The sequence below is a fragment of the Sphingobium wenxiniae genome (assembly GCF_007830065.1).
Taxonomy (GTDB): Bacteria; Pseudomonadota; Alphaproteobacteria; order Sphingomonadales; family Sphingomonadaceae; genus Sphingobium; species Sphingobium wenxiniae.
Map to the genome: position 1 here is coordinate 1 of NZ_VLKK01000033.1, position 18,066 is coordinate 18,066.

Below are 18,066 nucleotides of genomic sequence, written 5' to 3' on the forward strand. Positions count from 1 at the left end.
TAGGTCCACTTGCCCCGCACCTTGACGTAGGTTTCATCCAGGCGCCAGCTCGGATCAAAGCCACGCCGCCAGAACCAGCGCAGCCGCTTCTCCATCTCCGGGGCGTAGCACTGGACCCAGCGATAGATCGTCGTATGGTCGACCGAAATGCCGCGTTCCGCCAGCATTTCCTCAAGGTCGCGATAGCTGATCGGATAGCGACAATACCAGCGCACCGCCCACAGGATCACATCACCCTGGAAATGGCGCCACTTGAAATCCGTCATCGTTCCGTCCGTCCAATCTCCGCCAAGCATGCTCAAGCTTCACGATTTTTGCAACAGAGCCACCTTATGCGCAACACGCTTCCTTGCTTTTTCGGGCCATGGTAGCCTCTCATCCAGTCTTGCCGCGGGAAGTATAGCAAGAGCGCATGCGACATTGCGGGTTCGATCCCACCATGTCGCTACGTGAGTTTCCGTAGCGTCGTTCCATGCGTGGAACCGACGCGCAACGAAATTACGCTGACAATTTCGCGTTCACTCTGGCGAGGCACGCCGCGCGCCTCCGTCCGGGGTGCAGCCGCACCAAAGCTATCGATGGAGGGGCTGGGAAACGGTCGCTATCAAGCTTTCGGCACAGCGTGGTTCAGGGCCGCCTACACCCAGTTGCTGGGCCGATGAGAAGACCTCGACCATCTTGAGCGTATGGATCTCCTCGTCAGACTGCGTGACGGGATTTTCCCATTTGCGAGCATTCCAGATGGGGCGATGCGCCACCCTCTATCATGAATCGAGATACTTCGCCTTCAGGTCCTTGAGCATGTCGTGCAGCTGTTCGTGACGACCTGAGCCCATCACCTCCTCTTCATGTCGATCAAAGGCGGAGACCAGACCATCCATCACTTCCGGTGCGACGATGCGATCAGCCATCGGGAACAGGACAGTATTTTCCTTCTCGATATGCGCTCTCATGTGGCCGGCATAAGCCGTGGCTGCTTCTGAAAATTTCGCCGGTGACATTGCTGGTTCGGTTGCATTGGCCATTGCCGCAACAAGCGCGCGGCCCTGTTCATGTTCCGACAGCATCACCGATATCGGGCCGCCATCGGCCGGTAGACCGGCCTCAATCATGGCGGGAAACAACAGGCCTTCCTCTTTGCCGTGGTGGCATGTGTCGGCAAATTCCCGTAGAAACCCCAGAAATTGCATGACGTCCGCTGATGCCGCGCTCCCCTGTCTGGCTCCGTCTGAGATTTGATCGAGGATCTTGAGGGCCATCAGGATGGCGTCATGTTCGTGCTTCAGAACATCAATAGCCTGGCTCACCATCGTCTCCCGCTGATTCATTGCATGGATGGGATGATCAAACATGGAATAGACGGTGCTGTCGACCAGATTTTAGAGTCCCACTGGTGGAGGAACCCCTCCGACTTCAGTCGAAGGCTGTCACACGACTTTTCATCATCGCTACCATATCGTGTGGGCGCCCAAGTATCGCTTCAAGGTGCTGCATGGCGAGGTCCGTTTGCGGGTGCGCGAGATCATCCGGCAGGTCTGCGCCGAGATGGGCGTGACCATCATTAACGGCGCCCTGTCGCGCGATCACGTCCATATGTTCGTCGAAATACCACCGCACGTCTCGGTCAGCGACTTCGTGCGCCGGGCAAAGGGACGCTCATCCCGAAAGATCCAGCAGGAGTTCGAGCATATCCGCAAACGTTACTGGGGCCAGCGGTTCTGGGGCAGGGGCTACTTCTCGACCACTTCCGGAAACATCACCGATGACATCATCATGGGCTATCTCGACCGGCATATCCGCAAGGATGGCTTCAGCCCCTCCCCATGATCCTACCGGCGTCAGCCGGTCAGTCATTCAGGACTATTGAGGACTATTGAGCGGCTTGGTGAGGCGCGCGCCAACCATCACTGCCACCTGGAATGCGCTGCCAAGCTGCTTCGCCATGAAGAAGGGTTGCCGCCGCCAGGACGCGTTCCAGCAGTAGTTTCTGGTGTGCCGCCCGGTGCCGGACCGACAGGATCCTGCTGAACAGAAAGAAATGATCATGAAGGTCACGGCAAGAAAAGCGGAAAAATCGGTCTCTGGAGAGCAGACGCGTCTCGGTTATCCGCTGTTTGTCTTTGCCTTTTCGAATGCCGTCGACACGGTAATCACTCCGGTCGACAGGGCGCGGTGTGAAGCGGCTGACTACCCAGCCATGATGCAGCCCATTCACAGCAACCATTCGATCGGCATTTTTGACAGAATGGAGATAGCCCCGCGTTGCCACCGGCTGGTTCCCGGTTCGCTGGTGTGCACATGCACGCCATCGGACGTCCGTTCCAGCCAGTTGAGCCGGCCATCTTCGGCAAGGACGACTTCATAGGCGTTGGCCGGAATATCGGTCAGGAACGCGTTCGAGACATTGGCGGCGAGGCTCGGGCTTTCGATCACGAACCCCAATTCCGTGTTGAGATGTATCGAGCGGGGATCGAAGTTGAACGAACCGACAAACAGCCGCTGGCCATCCACCGAAAAGGTCTTGGCGTGCAGCATTGAGGCGCTGGAGCGGAGCACCGGGCCATCACTGCCACCGCCGCTGCCCGAGCCGGTGCTGATCAGGCTGCGCCTGGGCCGCTTTCCATCGGCGCGATCTGGTCCGCGCATTTCGAAAAGCCGGACACCGGCCTTGAGCAGCGGCTTGCGACGCTCCGCATAGCCGGCATGGACGATCCACACATCGGTCGACTCGAAGGCGTTGGTGAAAATGGCCACGTCCACGCCGCGCGCCGACAGCGCGGCGAGAGCATCGACCCCGGCGCGCCCTGGCACGAAATAGCCCGAGATCAACCGGGTGTCGCGTTGCGGTTCTCCAATCGTATCGTGCACCGCCGCGGCGAGCAGCGCCTCTCGTCGCGCCTTGCCGACGCCCTTGGCGGGATCGTCGCTCACCATCCGGACCGGCGCCCATTCGAGCGGCAGGGTTCCAGCGAGCGTCTGGTCGATAAACGGTAGTGAACGAATGGCCTCGACATAGGCACGAGCCGCCGGATCGCGCTCGACCAGAGACGCCTGGCGCGAAAGCCGTTTTAGTTCTTCCGAGGGAACCTCCAGCAGGATGCGCGCCGCCGGATAAGCTGACTCGCTGGACCAATAGCGATCGAAATCCCGAGACACGTCTTCGACGATGGGGCCGATGGCGAGCACGTCGAGGTCGAGGAACAGGCCCTCGTCGCGCGCGCCGAAATACTCATCGCCGATATTGCGCCCGCCGATGATGGTCGCCTGATTATCAGCGGTGAAGCTCTTGTTGTGCATGCGCCGGTTGAGCCGGGGGAAGTCGGCGAGATAGCCGAGCATCTTGGGGCGTCGCAGCACGAAGGGGTTGAACAGGCGGATTTCGATATTGGGATGCCGGTCCAGTGCCGCCAGCACGTTGTCCATTCCGGCGATGCCGTTGTCGTCAAGCAGCATCCGTACCCGCACCCCGCGGTCGGTGGCCTCGTGCACGGCTTCCAGCAACAGGGTGCCCGATCGGTCGCCGTGCCAGATATAATATTGGATATCGAGGCTGCGGACGGCGGCGCGCGCCAGCAATATCCGGGCAGCGAATGCGTCACGGCCATCGTTCAGTTGGTGGATGCCCGAATGGCCGTCCCGATCACGGGACAAAAGCGCAACGCCGCGCCCGAGTGGCGTATCGCCGGTATCCGCAATGTGCGCCGACGCTGCCCGCGGCTCGAGCGCGGGCAGCGGATAAGCCAAGCGGATGGCGATACCCACCGCCAGCAGAAGGAGCGCCAGTCCGCCCAGCCATTGCAAGACCAGAACCATATATTTGCGCAGGCGCAGCGACGGGATCAGGCGCGCGCCACCCTGCGTAACCCCAAAGCCAGTATGACGAGGAAAACGCCCCGAAACAGGAAGCTGATTCCGACGCAAAAGGCGAGGAAGACGAGGCCTGTGCCCGGTCCGCTGAACAGCAGCAGCCCGCCCAGGACAACGTCCAGAACACCCAGCAGCAGCCGCCAGACCCGGTCATGGGCGATCCTGAACGCGCTCACGATCTCGAAGATGCCGCTGACCAGCAGCCACGCGCCGATCAGCAGCACCAGCGAAAGCGCACCGGCAAAGGGGTTGAAGATCGTGACCACACCCGCAAGGATCGACAGTACGCCAAGCAGCAGTTCGATCCAGCGCGCGCGGCCGGACAGGGACGACAGGCCGGCGATGATCGCGAAAATGCCGTAGACGACCAGCATGATGCTGATCAGAACGCCGGTCGCCATTCCGGTCGCGATCGGATTGAACAGCGCCAGCAGGCCGACCAGAATCACGATCACGCCATAAGCGAGAATCCAGCCCCAGCCCGTTTTGTGGCGAATGTCATGGCTGCCCGACCCCATTTGTTGACCCATGGAAGTATCGCCCGTCATACAATCGATCTCCGATTTCTCAGCAGTGCGTGTGGGATTGTTTATGCTTTTGCCTGTCGGAGCAATGCCGTTAACCTGCCCGACCAATCCTTAATGGCTCAGAAGGGCAATCGCGCGTGCGAGTTTTTCACGGACGGTGTCGGCGGCTTTCAACAACCCGGGATTAGCGATGGCCTGCATTGAGGCCACAGGATCAATCGCCGCGACTTCAACGTCATCAGAACCGGACTGCTGCACAATGACATTGCATGGCAACATCAGGCCGACCTTATCCTCCAGCTGCAGCGCTTCATGAGCCAACGACGGATTGCAGGCCCCGAGGATCGTATACGGACGGAAGTCGACGTCGATCTTTGATTTGAGGGTCTGCTGGATATCGATCCGACTAATGACGCCAAAGCCTTCAGTTTTCAGCGCCGCCTCGGTGCGGACGATGGCGTCATCGAAGGGAACCTTTAACTTGGCGGCAATATAGTAGGTCATCGTCTGTCCTTTCATTTTGCGGAACCGGGCTTTTCCAGCCGATACGCTTGCGGTCCCCGGGGCGACAGTTGAACCCATGAATTGGTCAACCCGGTAAACCTGCAACGGCCGGGGTCGTAAAATCTTCTTCTCGAAGGAACAGGGGGCCGGGTGATCGGCTGCTAGTCTTCGCGACTTCCGCCCTCATGCTCGCCTTCTGCCTCGCCATGCGCGCTGCGGTGGCAACGGACACAGTTTTCGATGTTGGTTATCCCTTCCTCGCGGTGCTTGGTGATGATTTTTGCCGGCTGATGCTCATGGCATCCGTAGCAGGTGTACTGCTTGTAATTGCTATCCAGGTGACAGGTCGTGCAGGCTGTATTGTGATCGCGGTCGAGCAGGAAATAACGGCTGTGGTCGAATGTTGCCGGCTTCCAGTGCGCTGGCTGGTGACACGTCGCACAGGCCAGGACCTGGCCGCGATGCAGATCATCGTGCGGAGCCATGTGACAGGACTGGCAGTTCGCGCGCGCGTCGGCTTTCAGCAGGGCGTGATCAAATCGGACTGAGCTGGCCTTGGTCAGCCTCGGTCTTGGGTGATCGCTGTGGCAGGCCATACAATCGGGCTCGGTCAGCGCCTGATGGAAAGCCGGCCTTCGTTCCGATTGCCGGATCTCGACACCCTTTGTTGTGCGCAGGCCGATATCAGCCACGACATGGCAGCTGGTGCAGCGTTCGGCTGACGCCCCCTGAAACGGGGCATGGCACGCGAAGCAATTGTTCTGCAGCGCCGAATGCGCCGGGATCAGGTTGCCGGGACTGACCATCTCATGCGGGCGAAGGAAGCTCAGGCAGATGATCGCCGTCAGTATCAGCGAAATCCCGATCCAGAGGGAGCGTTTCATTTCCACCCCCAGAAGAGGAAGGTCGAAAGGATGTGGGCGGCGGCAAGTACAGCGAAGGCCAGCGCAATCGGCAGGTGAATGGTCCGCCATTTGCGCACCAGCCCCGCCGCCAGGCTGTTCCAGAACAGCTGCTGATCGATTTCACTGTCGGTGAGCCCTTCATCGCGTAGCTCAGTCTTGGCCTGCTTCATCCAGCGCTGTGAACGCTGGACGAGATACTTGCCGGTCAGGCCGCTGGTGATGTTCACCGCCATGGCGGCGACAGCGAGCCAGGCGAGGATGGCATTGAAGTGGATACCTGCGTGGACGAGGACGAGCGTGGCGCCGATCCAGGCCAGCCATTCGTGAAGCCGTAGCAGGCGGACCGGATTTGAGCTCTTGATCACGCCGCGCTTACGCAGCGAATGGCCAAATGAAAGAAGGATCAGGATCACGCCGGGGATCCCAAGGTAGCGTCCGATCCAGACCAGATCCGTCAGGTGAAGGATAAGATCGATGAACAGGGTGACCACGGCAAGGACGACCAGCCTGAAGTAGAATGGCAGAATCTCTTTTAGGATAAGGCGGATTTTCATGTTGCGCGGCCGATCGACACGCCGACATCAATGCCGGCCCGGCAGCATGCGGCGCAAGGTATCGTCTTTGACGACATAATGATGGTATAGGCCCGCGAGGGCATGGAGGCCGATCAGTAAATATCCTATCGTCCCGACCGTCTCGTGTATCTTCTTCACCTGCGCCGCCAGAGTCTTGCTCTGGCCGACCAGAGCGGGGAGTTCCAGGCCAAAGAATGGGATGGTTTTGCCTGAGGCGCTCAGGATCACCCAACCTGCGACGGGCATTGCCACCATGAAGGCGTAAAGCGCAAAATGCGTCGTACTGGCCAGCAGCGCCTGCCAAACTGACGGTTCCGGCGTGATCGGCGGCTGACGGCTGGCGAGGCGCGCCATCAAGCGGATGACAATCAGGGCCAGCACAGCCAGTCCGAGCATGAAATGCCAGGTTTTCAGCCCCTCACGTATGTCGGTTCCCTTGGGGTAGTTCTCCCGGAGCAGGATGGTCGCATAAACGGCGGAAATCAGCAGCACCGTGACCCAGTGGAGAGCGATCGACAGGGAGGAGAAACGCTGACGGCTATCGACTGGATTCATTGCAAGCCTCACATTCATGTTTCATCATGGGAGCTACAAGCACGAAATGCATTGTTCTTGATCAAGGGGTTGTCGTCGCCAAACGACCGTGCCGAAGATCGCGCCAATGCCAGACCGTAAACGCACTGTCCCCTTCCGAGAACAGGAAGGTACCCGCGATCGCCGCGACGAGAGTAGTCAGTGGAAGAGCCTCAGCGGCGCGTCCCAGACCTTGAACCTGTTCTTGCCAGCGACCTTTGCCATGAACATCGGAATCTCCCTTGTCCATATCGCATAAAGTAGCTTGCTGACGGCAGTCTGACCGCAGTGGCACACCCCGATATAGGCCGAGATCCTCAGGTGCGCACGATCACCTTGCGTTCGGCCGGCTCGCTCCCGAACAGGCAAGCCTCGCTCAGGCCGGCATGATCGAACATTGACCAAGACCGAAGGACACGGCATGATTGTGGCATGGGGAACGCGATCTCCCCACGAGGCGACAGGCTGAAGAATCGCGTCCTGCTTCGTGAAGGGACGCATCATGCCTGTTTTGAATACGATTTCATCAGATAAGCTCGTTCGTCTGGTCGGCATTCCGTCCGGGCCTGTAGTGATCGACGTTCGGCCTGAGGATGAGTTCGCCACCGAACCACTGCTGATCCCCGGACATCGGCATCTGGGCGGACGAGTTTCGGGGACGCTCCGCCGTGATTGCCTGTCGTGATGGCGGATCGTTGAGCCAGGGTGTCGCCGCACGTCTGCGCCATGAGGGTGTTTCGGCCGAAGCACTTGAAAACGGTGTCGCCGGGTGGGCCAGTGTCGGCCTGCCAATGGTGCCGGAAACCGTGCTGCCAACCCGCGATAGCGAAGGGCGGACGGTTTGGGTGACGCGCGGCCGTCCCAAGGTGGATCGGATTGCCTGTCCCTGGCTGATCCGCCGTTTCGTCGATCCCAGCGCCATTTTCCTGTTCGTGGCGCCATCCGAGGTGCAAGGTGTCGCCGAACGCTTCGGCGCTGCCTCTTTCGACATTGAAGTCGAGGGCATTGTCTGGAGCCACCGGGACGAACTCTGCACGTTCGACGTGATGGTCGACGCGTTCGGGCTGGGCGGCCACGAGCCGCTCAAGCGTCTCGCGCCGATCGTGCGTGGTGCCGACACCGGGCGGCCCGATCTCGTGCCCGAGGCGGCCGGCCTGCTCGCCGCCTCGCTCGGCCTGTCGCGCATGTATGCCGACGATCTGGAGCAGCTTGAAGCCGGGATGTTGCTCTACGATGCTTTCTATCGCTGGTGCCGCGATGCCACCGACGAGACGCATAACTGGGTGTCGCACCAGCCCGCCAAAAGCCGGGCCAAGGCCAAGGTGCGGACATGAGCGGCGCGGTGACGGAACTGCCCGCAAGCAGCGAAACAGTCTTGCCGGATCACGGTATTTCCTTTCGTGAAGCAACCGGCGTTTGGGCGCGGATCGCAGCGCTGAGCTTCGGCGGCCCCGCCGGGCAGATCGCGGTGATGCACCGCATCCTGGTCGACGAAAAACGCTGGATTGGTGAGGAACGATTCCTCCACGCGCTCAACTATTGCATGTTGCTTCCCGGCCCCGAGGCGCAGCAGCTCGCCGCCTATATCGGCTGGCTGCTCCACAAGACGAAAGGCGGGCTGGTCGCCGGTACGCTGTTCGTGCTGCCGGGGTTCGTCGCGATCCTGGGGCTCAGCTATATCTATGTGCTGCTCGGCCACGCCCCGCTGATCGTCGGGCTGTTCTTCGGACTGAAGGCCGCGGTGCTCGCCGTCGTCATTGAAGCGGTGGTGCGCATCGGCAAGCGCGCACTCAAGAACAACGTCATGCGGGGGATGGCGGTGGCCGCTTTTGTGGCGATCTTTTTCCTGGATGCGCCGTTCCCCTTGATCGTCCTGACAGCGGCGCTTGCCGGCTTCCTCGGCGGTCGCGCCGGCCTTCCGGCTTTCCAGGTCGGTGGCGGTCATGCCTCGATGGGGGCAGATGTCGTTCACGACCGCGATACCGCGCTTGGTGAGGGACTGCCGGACCATGCCCGGCCCAATCTCGCCTGGTCGCTCAAAATCTCCGGCGCCTTGCTGATCTTGTGGCTGGCGCCGGTTGCACTGCTGTTCGCCTTTCTCGGCCCGGATGACGTGTTCACGCGCATCGCCACCTTCTTCAGCCAGATGGCGATGGTGACGTTCGGCGGCGCTTATTCGGTGCTTGCCTATGTCGCGCAGGAAGCCGTGGGCACCTTCGGGTGGCTCAAGCCCGGAGAAATGCTGGACGGCCTCGGACTGGCAGAGACCACGCCCGGCCCGCTCATCATGGTGACGCAATTCGTCGGTTTCCTTGCCGCGTTTCGGGAAGCGACCGGCCTGCCGCCGCTCATTGCCGCCACGCTGGGGGCGATTCTCACCACTTGGGTGACGTTCATGCCCTGCTATCTCTGGATCTTCGCGGGGGCTCCCTTCATCGAGCGGATGCGCGGCAATCGCGCGCTCTCCGCCACGCTGGGCGCGATTACCGCCGCCGTCGTCGGGGTCATCCTGAACCTCGCGCTCTGGTTTGCGATCCACACCCTGTTCGGCGAGGTCCGCAAGGTGGCCATCATAGGCGGCGGGTTCGATGTGCCGGTACTTGCGTCTCTGAACATCGCCGCGCTGGTGCTCGCGATCGGCGCGGCCATCGCGGTCTTCCGTTTCAAAGTCGGGATGATCCCGGTGCTGGGCATCTGCGCGGCGCTCGGCATCGCCTACGTCCTGATCGCATAGTCCAAGAGGAGAATATCATGAAGCGAGGTGCGATAGCGATTCTGTTGGGCGCTTTGGCGCTGATGTCGCCAGCGCAGGCGGCGCAACCCTGGGAGCAGGCGATTGCTACGGCGATCGGCAAGCCGGGCGCGGAAATGCCGGGCGGGGTCTATCGCATCGGCCTGCCGCGCAGCGACCTGCATGTGGTGCTCGACGGCGTGACGCTGAAGCCCGCGCTCGCTCTCGGTTCCTGGCTCGCCTTCATGCCCCACGGCGAAGGCCAGGTGATGGTGATGGGGGATATCGTTCTCACCGATACCGAGGTGAACCCGGTCATGGCGAAGCTGATCGCCGGCGGGATCGAGATCACCGCGCTCCACAATCATCTGCTGCGCAATGCGCCGCACACAATGTATATGCACATCGGCGGGCGTGGCGATCCCGCGCAACTCGCCAAGGTCCTGCACGATGCGCTGGCGCTGAGTGGCACACCTCTGTCCGCGCCGACGGCCGCCAGCCCGGCCGCGCCGGAGAAGATCGACCTCGACACCGCCGCGCTCGACCGCATCATGGGCCACAAGGGCAAGGTCGGTGGCGGCGTCTATGCGTTCGGCATCCCGCGTGCCGAGACACCGAGCGACGGCGGCATGGAGTTGCCTGTGGCGATGGGATCGGCCGTCGCAATCAACTTTCAGCCGACCGGCGGTGGCAAGGCGGCGATTACCGGCGACTTTGTGCTCACCGCCTCGGAGGTCAATCCAGTGCTGCACGCGTTGCGCGAGAACGGCATCGAGGTGACGGCGCTGCACAATCACATGCTCGACGACGAGCCGCGTCTGTTCTTCATGCACTTCTGGGCCAATGACGATGCGCAGAAGCTGGCACACGGACTGGCCGCGGCGCTCAGCCATGTCGCCGTGGCGACAAGTTGAGGTGACGCAATGGAGGGGACTGGCAGCGGCCCTCATGCTGACGCTGCCGGGATGCGGCCAGGCGCACGCGCGCGCCGCTCGTGCTGGAGCGGACGATCCCGCTTCCCGACACCAAAGGGCGCATCGACCATCTCGCCGTTGATCTGGCGGACCGTCGCCTGTTCGTTGTCGAAATCGCCAACGGCACCGTCGACGCAATCGATCTCGATACCGGCAAGGTCATCGGGCGCATCGTCGGCCTCGCCGAACAGCAAGGCGTCGCCTGGCTTCCGGCCGAGCATGAGCTGGTGGTCGCCTTTGGCGACGGTTCTGTGCACTTCTACGGCACCGATCTACGCGAGTTGGCGCGGATCGATCTTGGCAACGATGCCGACAACGTCCGCGTCGATCCGCGCAACGCTCATGTCCTTGTCGGCTACGGCAAAGGCGGCCTCGCTACGATCGACGCAGCAAGCGGGCGCACGCTGTCGGTTCGATCAACTTGCGGCGATGCCGATGATCTGTTTCTGGTTCGCGGCCATGTCTTGCTGATCTGCGGCACCGGATATGTCGAGGTGATCGCGGCCAACGGAGACAGCGTGCGCGTGCAAACCGCAAGCGGCGCGCGCACCGGGCTCTATGTGCCTGAACTCGACAGGCTGTTCGTTGCCGTGCCGGCGCGCGGTCGTCCCGCCGCAATCTTGGCATACCGCCTGAACCTGTCGCCCAGCTAACACTGAGGCAGCGGCGTTGTTGGAAATATTTCGCCAGCTCGCCGAGCGTGGCCAGATCTTCGCCGTCTCCGGCAGCGCGGTACTCTTTTGGGCCTGGTTGTTGGGCCGTCCTGTCCCTTCCCCCGTTCAAGAACAGCGTGTCACGCGAAAGGCAGGAGGACCGACCTGCCTCAATGAGGCGGGCCGGTCCTGAAATAATATCCTCGTTAGAACCAGGATCGAATTCCGATCAGGAACTTCCATCCTCCGGCCTTTTCACCCTGCGCACGCCGGAAATCTGCCGTGTCGCCAAAGGCGCGCTCGTACTTCACGCCGACATAGGGCGCGAACTCGGGCACGAACTGATAGCGCAGACGCAATCCCAGTTCGGCCGTGGAGAGGCCGGAGCCTATGCCCAGTTCGGGAACGTCCTGCGCGGAGAAGTTCAACTCGGCTGCGGGCTGGAGGATCAGCTTTTGGGTCAGGCGCTGATCATATTCCGCTTCGAACCGCGCGGTGACGTCGCCCTTGTCCGAAAGGAACAGGGCCCCGTCGACCTCGAACCAGTAAGGAGCCAGGCCCTGCACACCCAGCACGGCGTAGCTGCGATCCGGCCCGGTGCGAAAATCGTGACGGACGCCGGCCTGAAGGTTCCACCACGGGTCGAGCGCACGGCCCCAGAGCGCCTGCACTTCGGCGCTCTCCAAACTCTCGCCGAAGCGGCTCTCACCCTCGGTCTTGAACCAGAGCCTGTCGATATCGCCGCCGTACCAGCCCTGCGCGTTCCACGCATAGCCGTCCTTGCCCTTGCCGATGACCGCCTCGAGCTGATCGATCAGGATCATGCCGCTTTTGATATCGCCATGCTCCTTGCGAACCACTTCGCGCGCGGGGGCCATTGTCGCAGCGCCGAAAATGGCATCAGCGGCATGTGCGGGGCCACCCAATGCCGCCGCCGATGGCGGCCCGCCCGGCGGATCGGGAATGCCGGGTTCATGCCCGGCATGCGCATGGTGCGCGTCCGTTGCCGGGGCCGAAGGCATCTGGTGGCCGGCGTGCGGATCTGTCGGCTCGGAAGGCTTCGGCGGCATGGCATGCCCGGCATGGGGATCGGCTGATTGTTCATCCATCTGATGTTGTGCGTGCGGATCGGCCGGGGCCTGCTGCACGGCGGCGCCATGATCCTGCTGCGCCAGGGCGGGCGTGGCGACCGCCGCGATGAAGATGCCCACGAGAGGCTTCATGCTGCATCTCCCTCAAGCGGGCGGACGGTGACGACACGGAACATCCCCGCGTGCATGTGGAGCAGCAGATGGCAATGGAAAGCCCAGTCGCCCGGCGCATCGGCGGTCAGGTCGAAGCTGACCTTGCCGCCCGGCAGCACATTGACGGTGTGCTTGCGCGGATAGCTGCCGGTATGGCCGTTCACCACCTCGAAGAAATGGCCGTGCAGATGGATCGGATGGGTCATCATCGTGTCGTTGATGAGAACGACGCGCGCGCGTTCGTTGCGTTCGAAGCGGATCGGCTCGACGCCTTCGCTGAATTTTTCGCCATCGAACGACCACATGAAGCGCTCCATGTTGCCGGTGAGATGAACCTCGATCGTGCGCTGCGGCGGGCGCGTGTCAGGATTGGGGGTGAGCGACATCAGGTCGCGGTAGGTCAGCACCTTGTGGCCGACATCCTCCAGCCCGACGCCCGGGTCGCCGGTGCGATCGATCGGCGACATGGCGATGGCGTCCACGCCGACGCCGACCTTGACGCTGTCGGGCACCAATGACTTGTCGCGCATGTTCATGCCGGACATCGAATGGGAGTTGCCGTGGCCCGCTGCCGCGCTGGCCCCGGCGGCCATAGCACCATGGTCCATTCCAGCCATTGAACCGTGATCCATGCCGCCCATGCCCATGTCTTTCATGGTGAGGGTGGGACGTGGACGCAGCGGCGGGACGGGCGCGGTCATACCCAGGCGCGGAGCGAGCGTGGCGCGCGCCATGCCGGAACGATCGATCGATTCCGCGACGAAGGTGAACGCCTGGTCCTCGGTCGGCTGGATGATGACGTCATAGGTCTCGGCATTGCCGATCTGGAATTCGTCCACCGTGACGGGCCGGACATTCAGCCCGTCGGCGCTGACCACGGTTATCGGCAGGCCCGGAATGCGGACATTGAAGATCGTCATCGTCGCAGCATTGATGATGCGCAGCCGCACCCGCTCGCCGGGGTGGAACAGGCCGGTCCAGTTCTCCTGCGGGCCATGACCATTGACGAGATAGGTGTAGGTGGCGGCCGTCACATCGGCGATATCCGCTGGGTCCATGCGCATCTGTCCCCACATGGCGCGGTCCGACGCTGACATTTCCTCTTCCGGCCCACCCTTCATCATGCCGAACAGAGTCTGCTTCCGGCGATTGAAATAGCCGCCTTCCGCCTTGAGCTTGGTGACAAGATGATGAGGATTCAGGAAGGTCCAGTCGCTAAGCACGATCACATGTTCACGATCATAGGCGACGGGATCGGGTTCGGCGGGGTCGATGATCATCGGCCCATAATGGCCCTGCTGTTCCTGCAAGCCGGAATGGCTGTGATACCAATAGGTGCCGCTTTGCAGCAGCGGAAATTCATACACGAAGGTGGAGTGCGGCTTGATGCCGGGAAAGCTGACGCCCGGCACCCCGTCCATCTGGAACGGGACGATGAGCCCGTGCCAGTGAATCGAGCTGTCCTCATCAAGCGTATTCTCGACATGGAGCCGCACATTCTGCCCTTCGCGCAGCCGGATCAGCGGGGCGGGGAGCACGCCGTTCATGGTCACGGCGTGACCGGTGCGGCCGCCGACGGTGAAATGGGTGTTGGCGATCTTGAGGTGGATGTCCTCGCCAGACAGAGTGGGCAAGGTTGGCGCGAGACCGGGGGAACCAGACCGGGCCCAGGCCGGTATAAGCCCTGTGATACCGAGCCCGGCCAGGCCGATAGCTCCGGCTCGCAAGAACGAGCGGCGTTCAATAAGCTGTGTCATGGTGAATTGTCCTACGGATTCCTGACAAACCAGAAACCGGAAATGAAGGTCGAGGAAAACGGGCGGAGAACAAACTGCCTTCCGCCCCGCTCGGCTCTAATGCTTGTGTTCCGAATGCTGTGTGGCGGGCGTTTCGCCACTCGCCTTCTCGCAACATGCCATCTTCTTCATGTCGTCGTCGGCCTTATTGGCCGATGGGCTATCGCAACAGCAGCAACCCTTGTCACTCCGATCAGGCGCGGGCGTGCCATGATCCGTATGGGCGGAACCGGCGGGATTGGCGGTCTGGGCGGCAACCGGAGTTGCGGCCGCAATCGCAATTGCAGTGATAAGCATTTTCATTTTTCATTCTCCAGAAGATTGTTTGGCTTCAAGCTTCTGGAGACAGGCGTGGAGGCGGACTTGTTGCGTTGGGTCCGATTCCCTCGAGGCGGGGAGAAGGTTGTGATGCGAGGATTTGCCGAGGATGGCTCGCACAGGCCATCATCTGCGGCGCTGTGGGCGAAACTGCCGCGCAGGCGATCGCACAATCGATCATGCCGCCCGATGGCTTGTCGGGGCCCGATTCTTTGTCGAGGGATGTCTCGTGCTCGCCTGCACAATGCCCCATGTCCGGCATTCCAACCGTGGCGCTGTGCGTCATGGCCAGTCCGCTCGACATGGCCAAAGGCATGAACGACAGGGTCAAGGCCACGCACATTGCGGTGACGAGCCGCAACAGCGCCAAGCGACCGGTCCCCTGACGGGGGCCGGATTTGCCTGCCTCTACTTTGGTTCGCCTTGTTCGCACGCTGATTCAGTTCCTTCGAGTCGAAGCGACTATGGCATCTGACACTGTGTTAAGGTCAAGCGGCTCTTGACTCTAACATTATGTCAAGCACCAGATGGGCAGGCGATGGAAGGAGACGGTTGATGGCCGAGTCGAAGCATAGCGCACATTCAGGGGCCCATGGCTGTTGTGGAAGCCATGGGGCGCACGGCGAGGGAACTCCGCCGGGCCTGGCTGTCGATCCGGTTTGCGGCATGACCGTCGATCCGCAGAAGACCGCGCACCATGCAGCCTATGCTGGTCATGAGTATCATTTTTGCAGCGCGGGATGCCGAGAGAAATTCGTCGGTGATCCCGAGCATTATCTGAACAAGTCAGCCGATCGGGTCGTGGACGCCCCGCCGGGTACGATGTGGACCTGCCCGATGCACCCCCAGATCCGGCAGGACCATCCCGGCGCCTGCCCGATTTGCGGCATGGCGCTCGAGCCGGAAATGGTTACCGCCGACACCGGGCCGAGCGCCGAACTGATCGACATGACGCGCCGCTTCTGGGTCGCGCTGATCCTGACGCTCCCCGTCTTTGTGCTTGAAATGGGCGGTCATCTCTTCCCGTCGCTGCATCATCTCGTGCCCATGAAGCTCTCGACCTGGATCCAGTTTGCCCTGGCGACGCCGGCTGTGCTGTGGGCGGGTTGGCCGTTCTTCGAGCGCGGCTGGGCCTCGCTCAAGACGCGCAACCTCAACATGTTCACGCTGATCGCAATGGGTACGGGCGTGGCTTGGGCCTATAGCGTTGTAGCGACGCTGACGCCCGGCATTTTCCCGGCCGCCTTCCGGGCCGCCGACGGGTCGGTCGCCGTCTACTTCGAGGCGGCCGCCGTGATCACCGTGCTGGTGCTGCTGGGACAGGTGCTGGAACTGCGCGCGCGCGAACGCACGTCCGGCGCGATCAAGGCTTTGCTGAACCTTGCCCCGAAAACCGCGCGGCGCATCGCCGAAGACGGCAGCGAAGCGGAATTCCCGCTGGAAGATGTCGTGGTGGGCGACCGGCTGCGGGTGCGGCCGGGCGAGAAGGTGCCGGTCGATGGCGTCGTCGAGGAAGGGCACTCAGCGCTCGATGAATCGATGGTCACGGGCGAATCCATGCCCGTCACCAAGTCGGATGGCGACACGGTGATCGGCGGCACGATGAACCAGAGTGGCGCCTTGGTCATCCGCGCCGACAAGGTCGGGCGCGACACCGTGCTGGCGCGCATCGTGCAGATGGTTGCCGAGGCCCAGCGCTCGCGCGCGCCGATCCAGCGCATGGCCGATCAGGTCGCGGGCTGGTTCGTGCCGGTGGTTATCGGGGTCGCTGTCCTTGCCTTCATCATCTGGGGCGTCTGGGGACCGGAGCCGCGCTTTGCCCATGGGCTGATCGCGGCGGTATCGGTACTGATCATCGCCTGTCCCTGCGCATTGGGCTTGGCGACGCCGATGTCGATCATGGTCGGCGTCGGGCGCGGCGCGGGGCTTGGCGTGCTCATCAAGAATGCCGAAGCGCTGGAGCATATGGAGAAGGTCGACACGCTGGTCGTCGACAAGACCGGCACGCTGACCGAAGGCAAACCCGCCGTCACCCGGATCATCGCGGCGAATGGCTTCGAGGAATCGGACCTGCTGCGGATCGCCGCCGGGGTCGAGCGCGCGTCAGAGCATCCGCTGGCGCTGGCCATCGTTGACGCGGCAATGGGTCGGGGTATCGAAATGCCGCCTGTTAGTGACTTTGACTCGCCGACCGGCAAGGGCGCGCTGGGCACGGTTGAGGGCAAGCGCGTTACGCTGGGCAATGCGCGCTTCCTGGCGGAATCGGGGATGGATACCGCGCCGCTTGCCGCCGAGGCCGACGCGCTTCGCGGTGATGGCGCGACCGCCATCTTCATGGGGCTGGATGATCGGGCCGTGGGGATATTCGCCATCGCCGATCCGATCAAGCCGACGACGCCTGAAGCGCTGAATGCCCTGCGCGCGGACGGTATCCGTATAGTGATGCTGACCGGCGATAATCGCACCACGGCCGAAGCGGTTGCGCGCCAGCTTGGCATCGATGCCGTCGAGGCCGATGTGCTGCCGGACCAGAAGGCAGCTGTCGTGGCGCGGCTGAGACAGGAAGGCCGCGTTGTCGCCATGGCGGGCGACGGGGTCAACGACGCCCCGGCCCTCGCGGCGGCGGACATCGGCATCGCCATGGGCCATGGCACCGACGTAGCCATGGAAAGTGCGGGCGTGACTTTGCTCAAGGGCGATCTGGGCGGTATCGTCCGCGCCCGCCAGCTCAGTGAGGCGACGATGTCGAATATCCGGCAAAACCTGTTCTTCGCCTTCGTCTATAACGCGGCGGGCGTCCCAATTGCGGCGGGGCTACTCTATCCGGTCTTCGGCATCCTGCTCTCCCCGATGATCGCGGCGGCGGCGATGGCGTTGTCGTCGTTCAGCGTCGTGGCCAATGCGCTGCGGCTCAACCGGGTGAAGCTGTGAATATCGGCGCGGCCTCGCAGGCGAGCGGTGTCTCGCAGCGGATGATCCGTCACTACGAGAAGATCGGCCTGATCCCGGCGCCGCTACGCCGGGACAGCGGCTACCGCGATTATGCGGATGCCGATGTCCATCGCTTGCGGTTCATCGCCAATGCGCGCGATCTCGGCTTTCCGATCGAGGACATCCGCGATCTCCTTGGACTTTGGAGCAACAGCCAGCGCACCAGCGCCGAAGTAAAAGCGCTCGCGATCACCCGTGCCGACGAACTGGGGCGTAAAGCTGATGCGCTTCAGGCGCTGCGCCGGACATTGCTCGAACTGGCTGAACGCTGTCATGGCGACGACCGGCCCGACTGCCCGATCATTGAGCGCATATCTAGCCCGCCTTATTCACCAAAAGTGTCCTGAAGGGTTGGCGGGAGTGGCGTAAGCCTCTGATCTGAATTAGGAACTGGGTGTCTAAGCCGAA

The 18,066-nt window shown here is 62.2% G+C and carries 20 protein-coding genes and 1 pseudogene; 9 read left to right on the top strand and 12 right to left on the bottom strand.

The genetic code is table 11. The features are described 5' to 3' along the window. Nucleotides 1-266 (bottom strand): IS6 family transposase (locus IQ35_RS19455; protein ID WP_134891674.1); only part of this gene is annotated, 266 nt, incomplete at its 3' end. A 498-nt stretch (nucleotides 267-764) separates the two neighbouring features. Continuing rightward, nucleotides 765-1,352, bottom strand: coding sequence for a hemerythrin domain-containing protein (locus IQ35_RS19465; protein ID WP_067104950.1), 588 nt, complete (start codon nucleotides 1,350-1,352; stop codon nucleotides 765-767). A gap of 70 nt (nucleotides 1,353-1,422) precedes the next feature. On the opposite strand from IQ35_RS19465, the pseudogene tnpA reads away from it, so the two are divergent. Then, nucleotides 1,423-1,827, top strand: a pseudogene (tnpA, locus tag IQ35_RS19470) (IS200/IS605 family transposase); the annotation flags it as partial. A gap of 43 nt (nucleotides 1,828-1,870) precedes the next feature. Here the strand turns inward: tnpA and IQ35_RS19475 are convergent. From IQ35_RS19475 to IQ35_RS19505, 7 genes are all read right to left on the bottom strand, one after another. Next, nucleotides 1,871-2,224 (bottom strand): hypothetical protein, encoded by a 354-nt coding sequence (locus IQ35_RS19475; RefSeq protein WP_158636721.1) that lies wholly within the window; start codon nucleotides 2,222-2,224, stop codon nucleotides 1,871-1,873. After that, a complete protein-coding gene (locus IQ35_RS19480) occupies nucleotides 2,212-3,813 on the bottom strand; it encodes a phospholipase D family protein (RefSeq protein ID WP_082796843.1) in 1,602 nt (533 codons plus the stop codon). The genes IQ35_RS19475 and IQ35_RS19480 overlap by 13 nt, the downstream gene beginning before the upstream one ends. 26 nt (nucleotides 3,814-3,839) lie before the next feature. Next, nucleotides 3,840-4,415, bottom strand: coding sequence for an HdeD family acid-resistance protein (locus IQ35_RS19485; protein WP_242003406.1), 576 nt, complete (start codon nucleotides 4,413-4,415; stop codon nucleotides 3,840-3,842). Nucleotides 4,416-4,505: 90 nt separating this feature from the next. Beyond that, nucleotides 4,506-4,898, bottom strand: coding sequence for a DUF302 domain-containing protein (locus tag IQ35_RS19490; protein ID WP_067105128.1), 393 nt, complete (start codon nucleotides 4,896-4,898; stop codon nucleotides 4,506-4,508). Nucleotides 4,899-5,059: 161 nt separating this feature from the next. Next, nucleotides 5,060-5,782, bottom strand: a complete 723-nt coding sequence (locus tag IQ35_RS19495) for a cytochrome c3 family protein (RefSeq protein WP_082796844.1) — start codon at nucleotides 5,780-5,782, stop codon at nucleotides 5,060-5,062. Next, the gene (locus tag IQ35_RS19500) at nucleotides 5,779-6,357 is read right to left on the bottom strand and encodes a hypothetical protein (protein ID WP_067104958.1); all 579 of its coding nucleotides are present in this window, start codon (nucleotides 6,355-6,357) and stop codon (nucleotides 5,779-5,781) included. The genes IQ35_RS19495 and IQ35_RS19500 overlap by 4 nt, the downstream gene beginning before the upstream one ends. 27 nt (nucleotides 6,358-6,384) lie before the next feature. Next, on the bottom strand, nucleotides 6,385-6,933 hold the full coding sequence (locus IQ35_RS19505; RefSeq protein WP_145075890.1) for a cytochrome b: 549 nt from the start codon (nucleotides 6,931-6,933) through the stop codon (nucleotides 6,385-6,387). Between the two features lie 520 nt (nucleotides 6,934-7,453). On the opposite strand from IQ35_RS19505, the gene IQ35_RS21625 reads away from it, so the two are divergent. The 5 genes from IQ35_RS21625 to IQ35_RS19525 all read left to right on the top strand — a co-directional run bounded on the left by IQ35_RS21625 (nucleotide 7,454) and on the right by IQ35_RS19525 (nucleotide 11,309). Next, nucleotides 7,454-7,636 (top strand): rhodanese-like domain-containing protein, encoded by a 183-nt coding sequence (locus IQ35_RS21625; RefSeq protein ID WP_242003407.1) that lies wholly within the window; start codon nucleotides 7,454-7,456, stop codon nucleotides 7,634-7,636. Between the two features lie 10 nt (nucleotides 7,637-7,646). Then, nucleotides 7,647-8,285 carry a chromate resistance protein ChrB domain-containing protein gene (locus IQ35_RS19510; RefSeq protein WP_242003408.1) on the top strand — a complete coding sequence of 213 codons (639 nt, stop codon included), beginning with the start codon at nucleotides 7,647-7,649 and terminating at the stop codon, nucleotides 8,283-8,285. Continuing rightward, complete coding sequence (chrA, locus tag IQ35_RS19515; protein WP_145075892.1) at nucleotides 8,282-9,685, top strand: chromate efflux transporter; 1,404 nt, start codon at nucleotides 8,282-8,284, stop codon at nucleotides 9,683-9,685. The genes IQ35_RS19510 and chrA overlap by 4 nt, the downstream gene beginning before the upstream one ends. Nucleotides 9,686-9,702: 17 nt before the next feature. Continuing rightward, on the top strand, nucleotides 9,703-10,596 hold the full coding sequence (locus IQ35_RS19520; RefSeq protein WP_145075895.1) for a DUF1259 domain-containing protein: 894 nt from the start codon (nucleotides 9,703-9,705) through the stop codon (nucleotides 10,594-10,596). A gap of 80 nt (nucleotides 10,597-10,676) precedes the next feature. Further along, on the top strand, nucleotides 10,677-11,309 hold the full coding sequence (locus IQ35_RS19525; protein ID WP_237363797.1) for a YncE family protein: 633 nt from the start codon (nucleotides 10,677-10,679) through the stop codon (nucleotides 11,307-11,309). A 206-nt stretch (nucleotides 11,310-11,515) separates the two neighbouring features. On the opposite strand, the gene IQ35_RS19530 is transcribed toward IQ35_RS19525, so the two are convergent. The 3 genes from IQ35_RS19530 to IQ35_RS19540 form a co-directional block, all read right to left on the bottom strand. Then, on the bottom strand, nucleotides 11,516-12,532 hold the full coding sequence (locus IQ35_RS19530) for a copper resistance protein B (protein WP_145075898.1): 1,017 nt from the start codon (nucleotides 12,530-12,532) through the stop codon (nucleotides 11,516-11,518). After that, nucleotides 12,529-14,310, bottom strand: a complete 1,782-nt coding sequence (locus IQ35_RS19535) for a copper resistance system multicopper oxidase (RefSeq protein WP_145075901.1) — start codon at nucleotides 14,308-14,310, stop codon at nucleotides 12,529-12,531. Before IQ35_RS19535 ends, IQ35_RS19530 begins: the two co-directional genes overlap by 4 nt. Before the next feature lie 96 nt (nucleotides 14,311-14,406). Beyond that, nucleotides 14,407-14,652: a hypothetical protein gene (locus tag IQ35_RS19540; RefSeq protein ID WP_145075904.1), complete on the bottom strand. Its 246-nt coding sequence runs from the start codon at nucleotides 14,650-14,652 to the stop codon at nucleotides 14,407-14,409. Between the two features lie 266 nt (nucleotides 14,653-14,918). On the opposite strand from IQ35_RS19540, the gene IQ35_RS21780 reads away from it, so the two are divergent. From IQ35_RS21780 to cueR, 3 genes are all read left to right on the top strand, one after another. Then, nucleotides 14,919-15,053: a hypothetical protein gene (locus tag IQ35_RS21780; RefSeq protein ID WP_260401663.1), complete on the top strand. Its 135-nt coding sequence runs from the start codon at nucleotides 14,919-14,921 to the stop codon at nucleotides 15,051-15,053. A 169-nt stretch (nucleotides 15,054-15,222) separates the two neighbouring features. Then, nucleotides 15,223-17,598 (top strand): heavy metal translocating P-type ATPase, encoded by a 2,376-nt coding sequence (locus IQ35_RS19545; protein WP_145075906.1) that lies wholly within the window; start codon nucleotides 15,223-15,225, stop codon nucleotides 17,596-17,598. Further along, a complete protein-coding gene (cueR, locus tag IQ35_RS19550; RefSeq protein WP_145075909.1) occupies nucleotides 17,595-18,005 on the top strand; it encodes a Cu(I)-responsive transcriptional regulator in 411 nt (136 codons plus the stop codon). The genes IQ35_RS19545 and cueR overlap by 4 nt, the downstream gene beginning before the upstream one ends. Nucleotides 18,006-18,066: the final 61 nt, after the last annotated feature.

Bases quoted from the DNA above. Each gene is read 5' to 3' on its own strand.
- IQ35_RS19465 (WP_067104950.1), bottom strand. From the start codon at position 1,352: ATGTTTGATCATCCCATCCATGCAATGAATCAGCGGGAGACGATGGTG.
- IQ35_RS19475 (WP_158636721.1), bottom strand. From the start codon at position 2,224: ATGGTTGCTGTGAATGGGCTGCATCATGGCTGGGTAGTCAGCCGCTTC.
- IQ35_RS19480 (WP_082796843.1), bottom strand. From the start codon at position 3,813: ATGGTTCTGGTCTTGCAATGGCTGGGCGGACTGGCGCTCCTTCTGCTG.
- IQ35_RS19485 (WP_242003406.1), bottom strand. From the start codon at position 4,415: ATGACGGGCGATACTTCCATGGGTCAACAAATGGGGTCGGGCAGCCAT.
- IQ35_RS19490 (WP_067105128.1), bottom strand. From the start codon at position 4,898: ATGACCTACTATATTGCCGCCAAGTTAAAGGTTCCCTTCGATGACGCC.
- IQ35_RS19495 (WP_082796844.1), bottom strand. From the start codon at position 5,782: ATGAAACGCTCCCTCTGGATCGGGATTTCGCTGATACTGACGGCGATC.
- IQ35_RS19500 (WP_067104958.1), bottom strand. From the start codon at position 6,357: ATGAAAATCCGCCTTATCCTAAAAGAGATTCTGCCATTCTACTTCAGG.
- IQ35_RS19505 (WP_145075890.1), bottom strand. From the start codon at position 6,933: ATGAATCCAGTCGATAGCCGTCAGCGTTTCTCCTCCCTGTCGATCGCT.
- IQ35_RS21625 (WP_242003407.1), top strand. From the start codon at position 7,454: ATGCCTGTTTTGAATACGATTTCATCAGATAAGCTCGTTCGTCTGGTC.
- chrA (WP_145075892.1), top strand. From the start codon at position 8,282: ATGAGCGGCGCGGTGACGGAACTGCCCGCAAGCAGCGAAACAGTCTTG.
- IQ35_RS19520 (WP_145075895.1), top strand. From the start codon at position 9,703: ATGAAGCGAGGTGCGATAGCGATTCTGTTGGGCGCTTTGGCGCTGATG.
- IQ35_RS19530 (WP_145075898.1), bottom strand. From the start codon at position 12,532: ATGAAGCCTCTCGTGGGCATCTTCATCGCGGCGGTCGCCACGCCCGCC.
- IQ35_RS19535 (WP_145075901.1), bottom strand. From the start codon at position 14,310: ATGACACAGCTTATTGAACGCCGCTCGTTCTTGCGAGCCGGAGCTATC.
- IQ35_RS19540 (WP_145075904.1), bottom strand. From the start codon at position 14,652: ATGAAAATGCTTATCACTGCAATTGCGATTGCGGCCGCAACTCCGGTT.
- IQ35_RS21780 (WP_260401663.1), top strand. From the start codon at position 14,919: ATGTCCGGCATTCCAACCGTGGCGCTGTGCGTCATGGCCAGTCCGCTC.
- IQ35_RS19545 (WP_145075906.1), top strand. From the start codon at position 15,223: ATGGCCGAGTCGAAGCATAGCGCACATTCAGGGGCCCATGGCTGTTGT.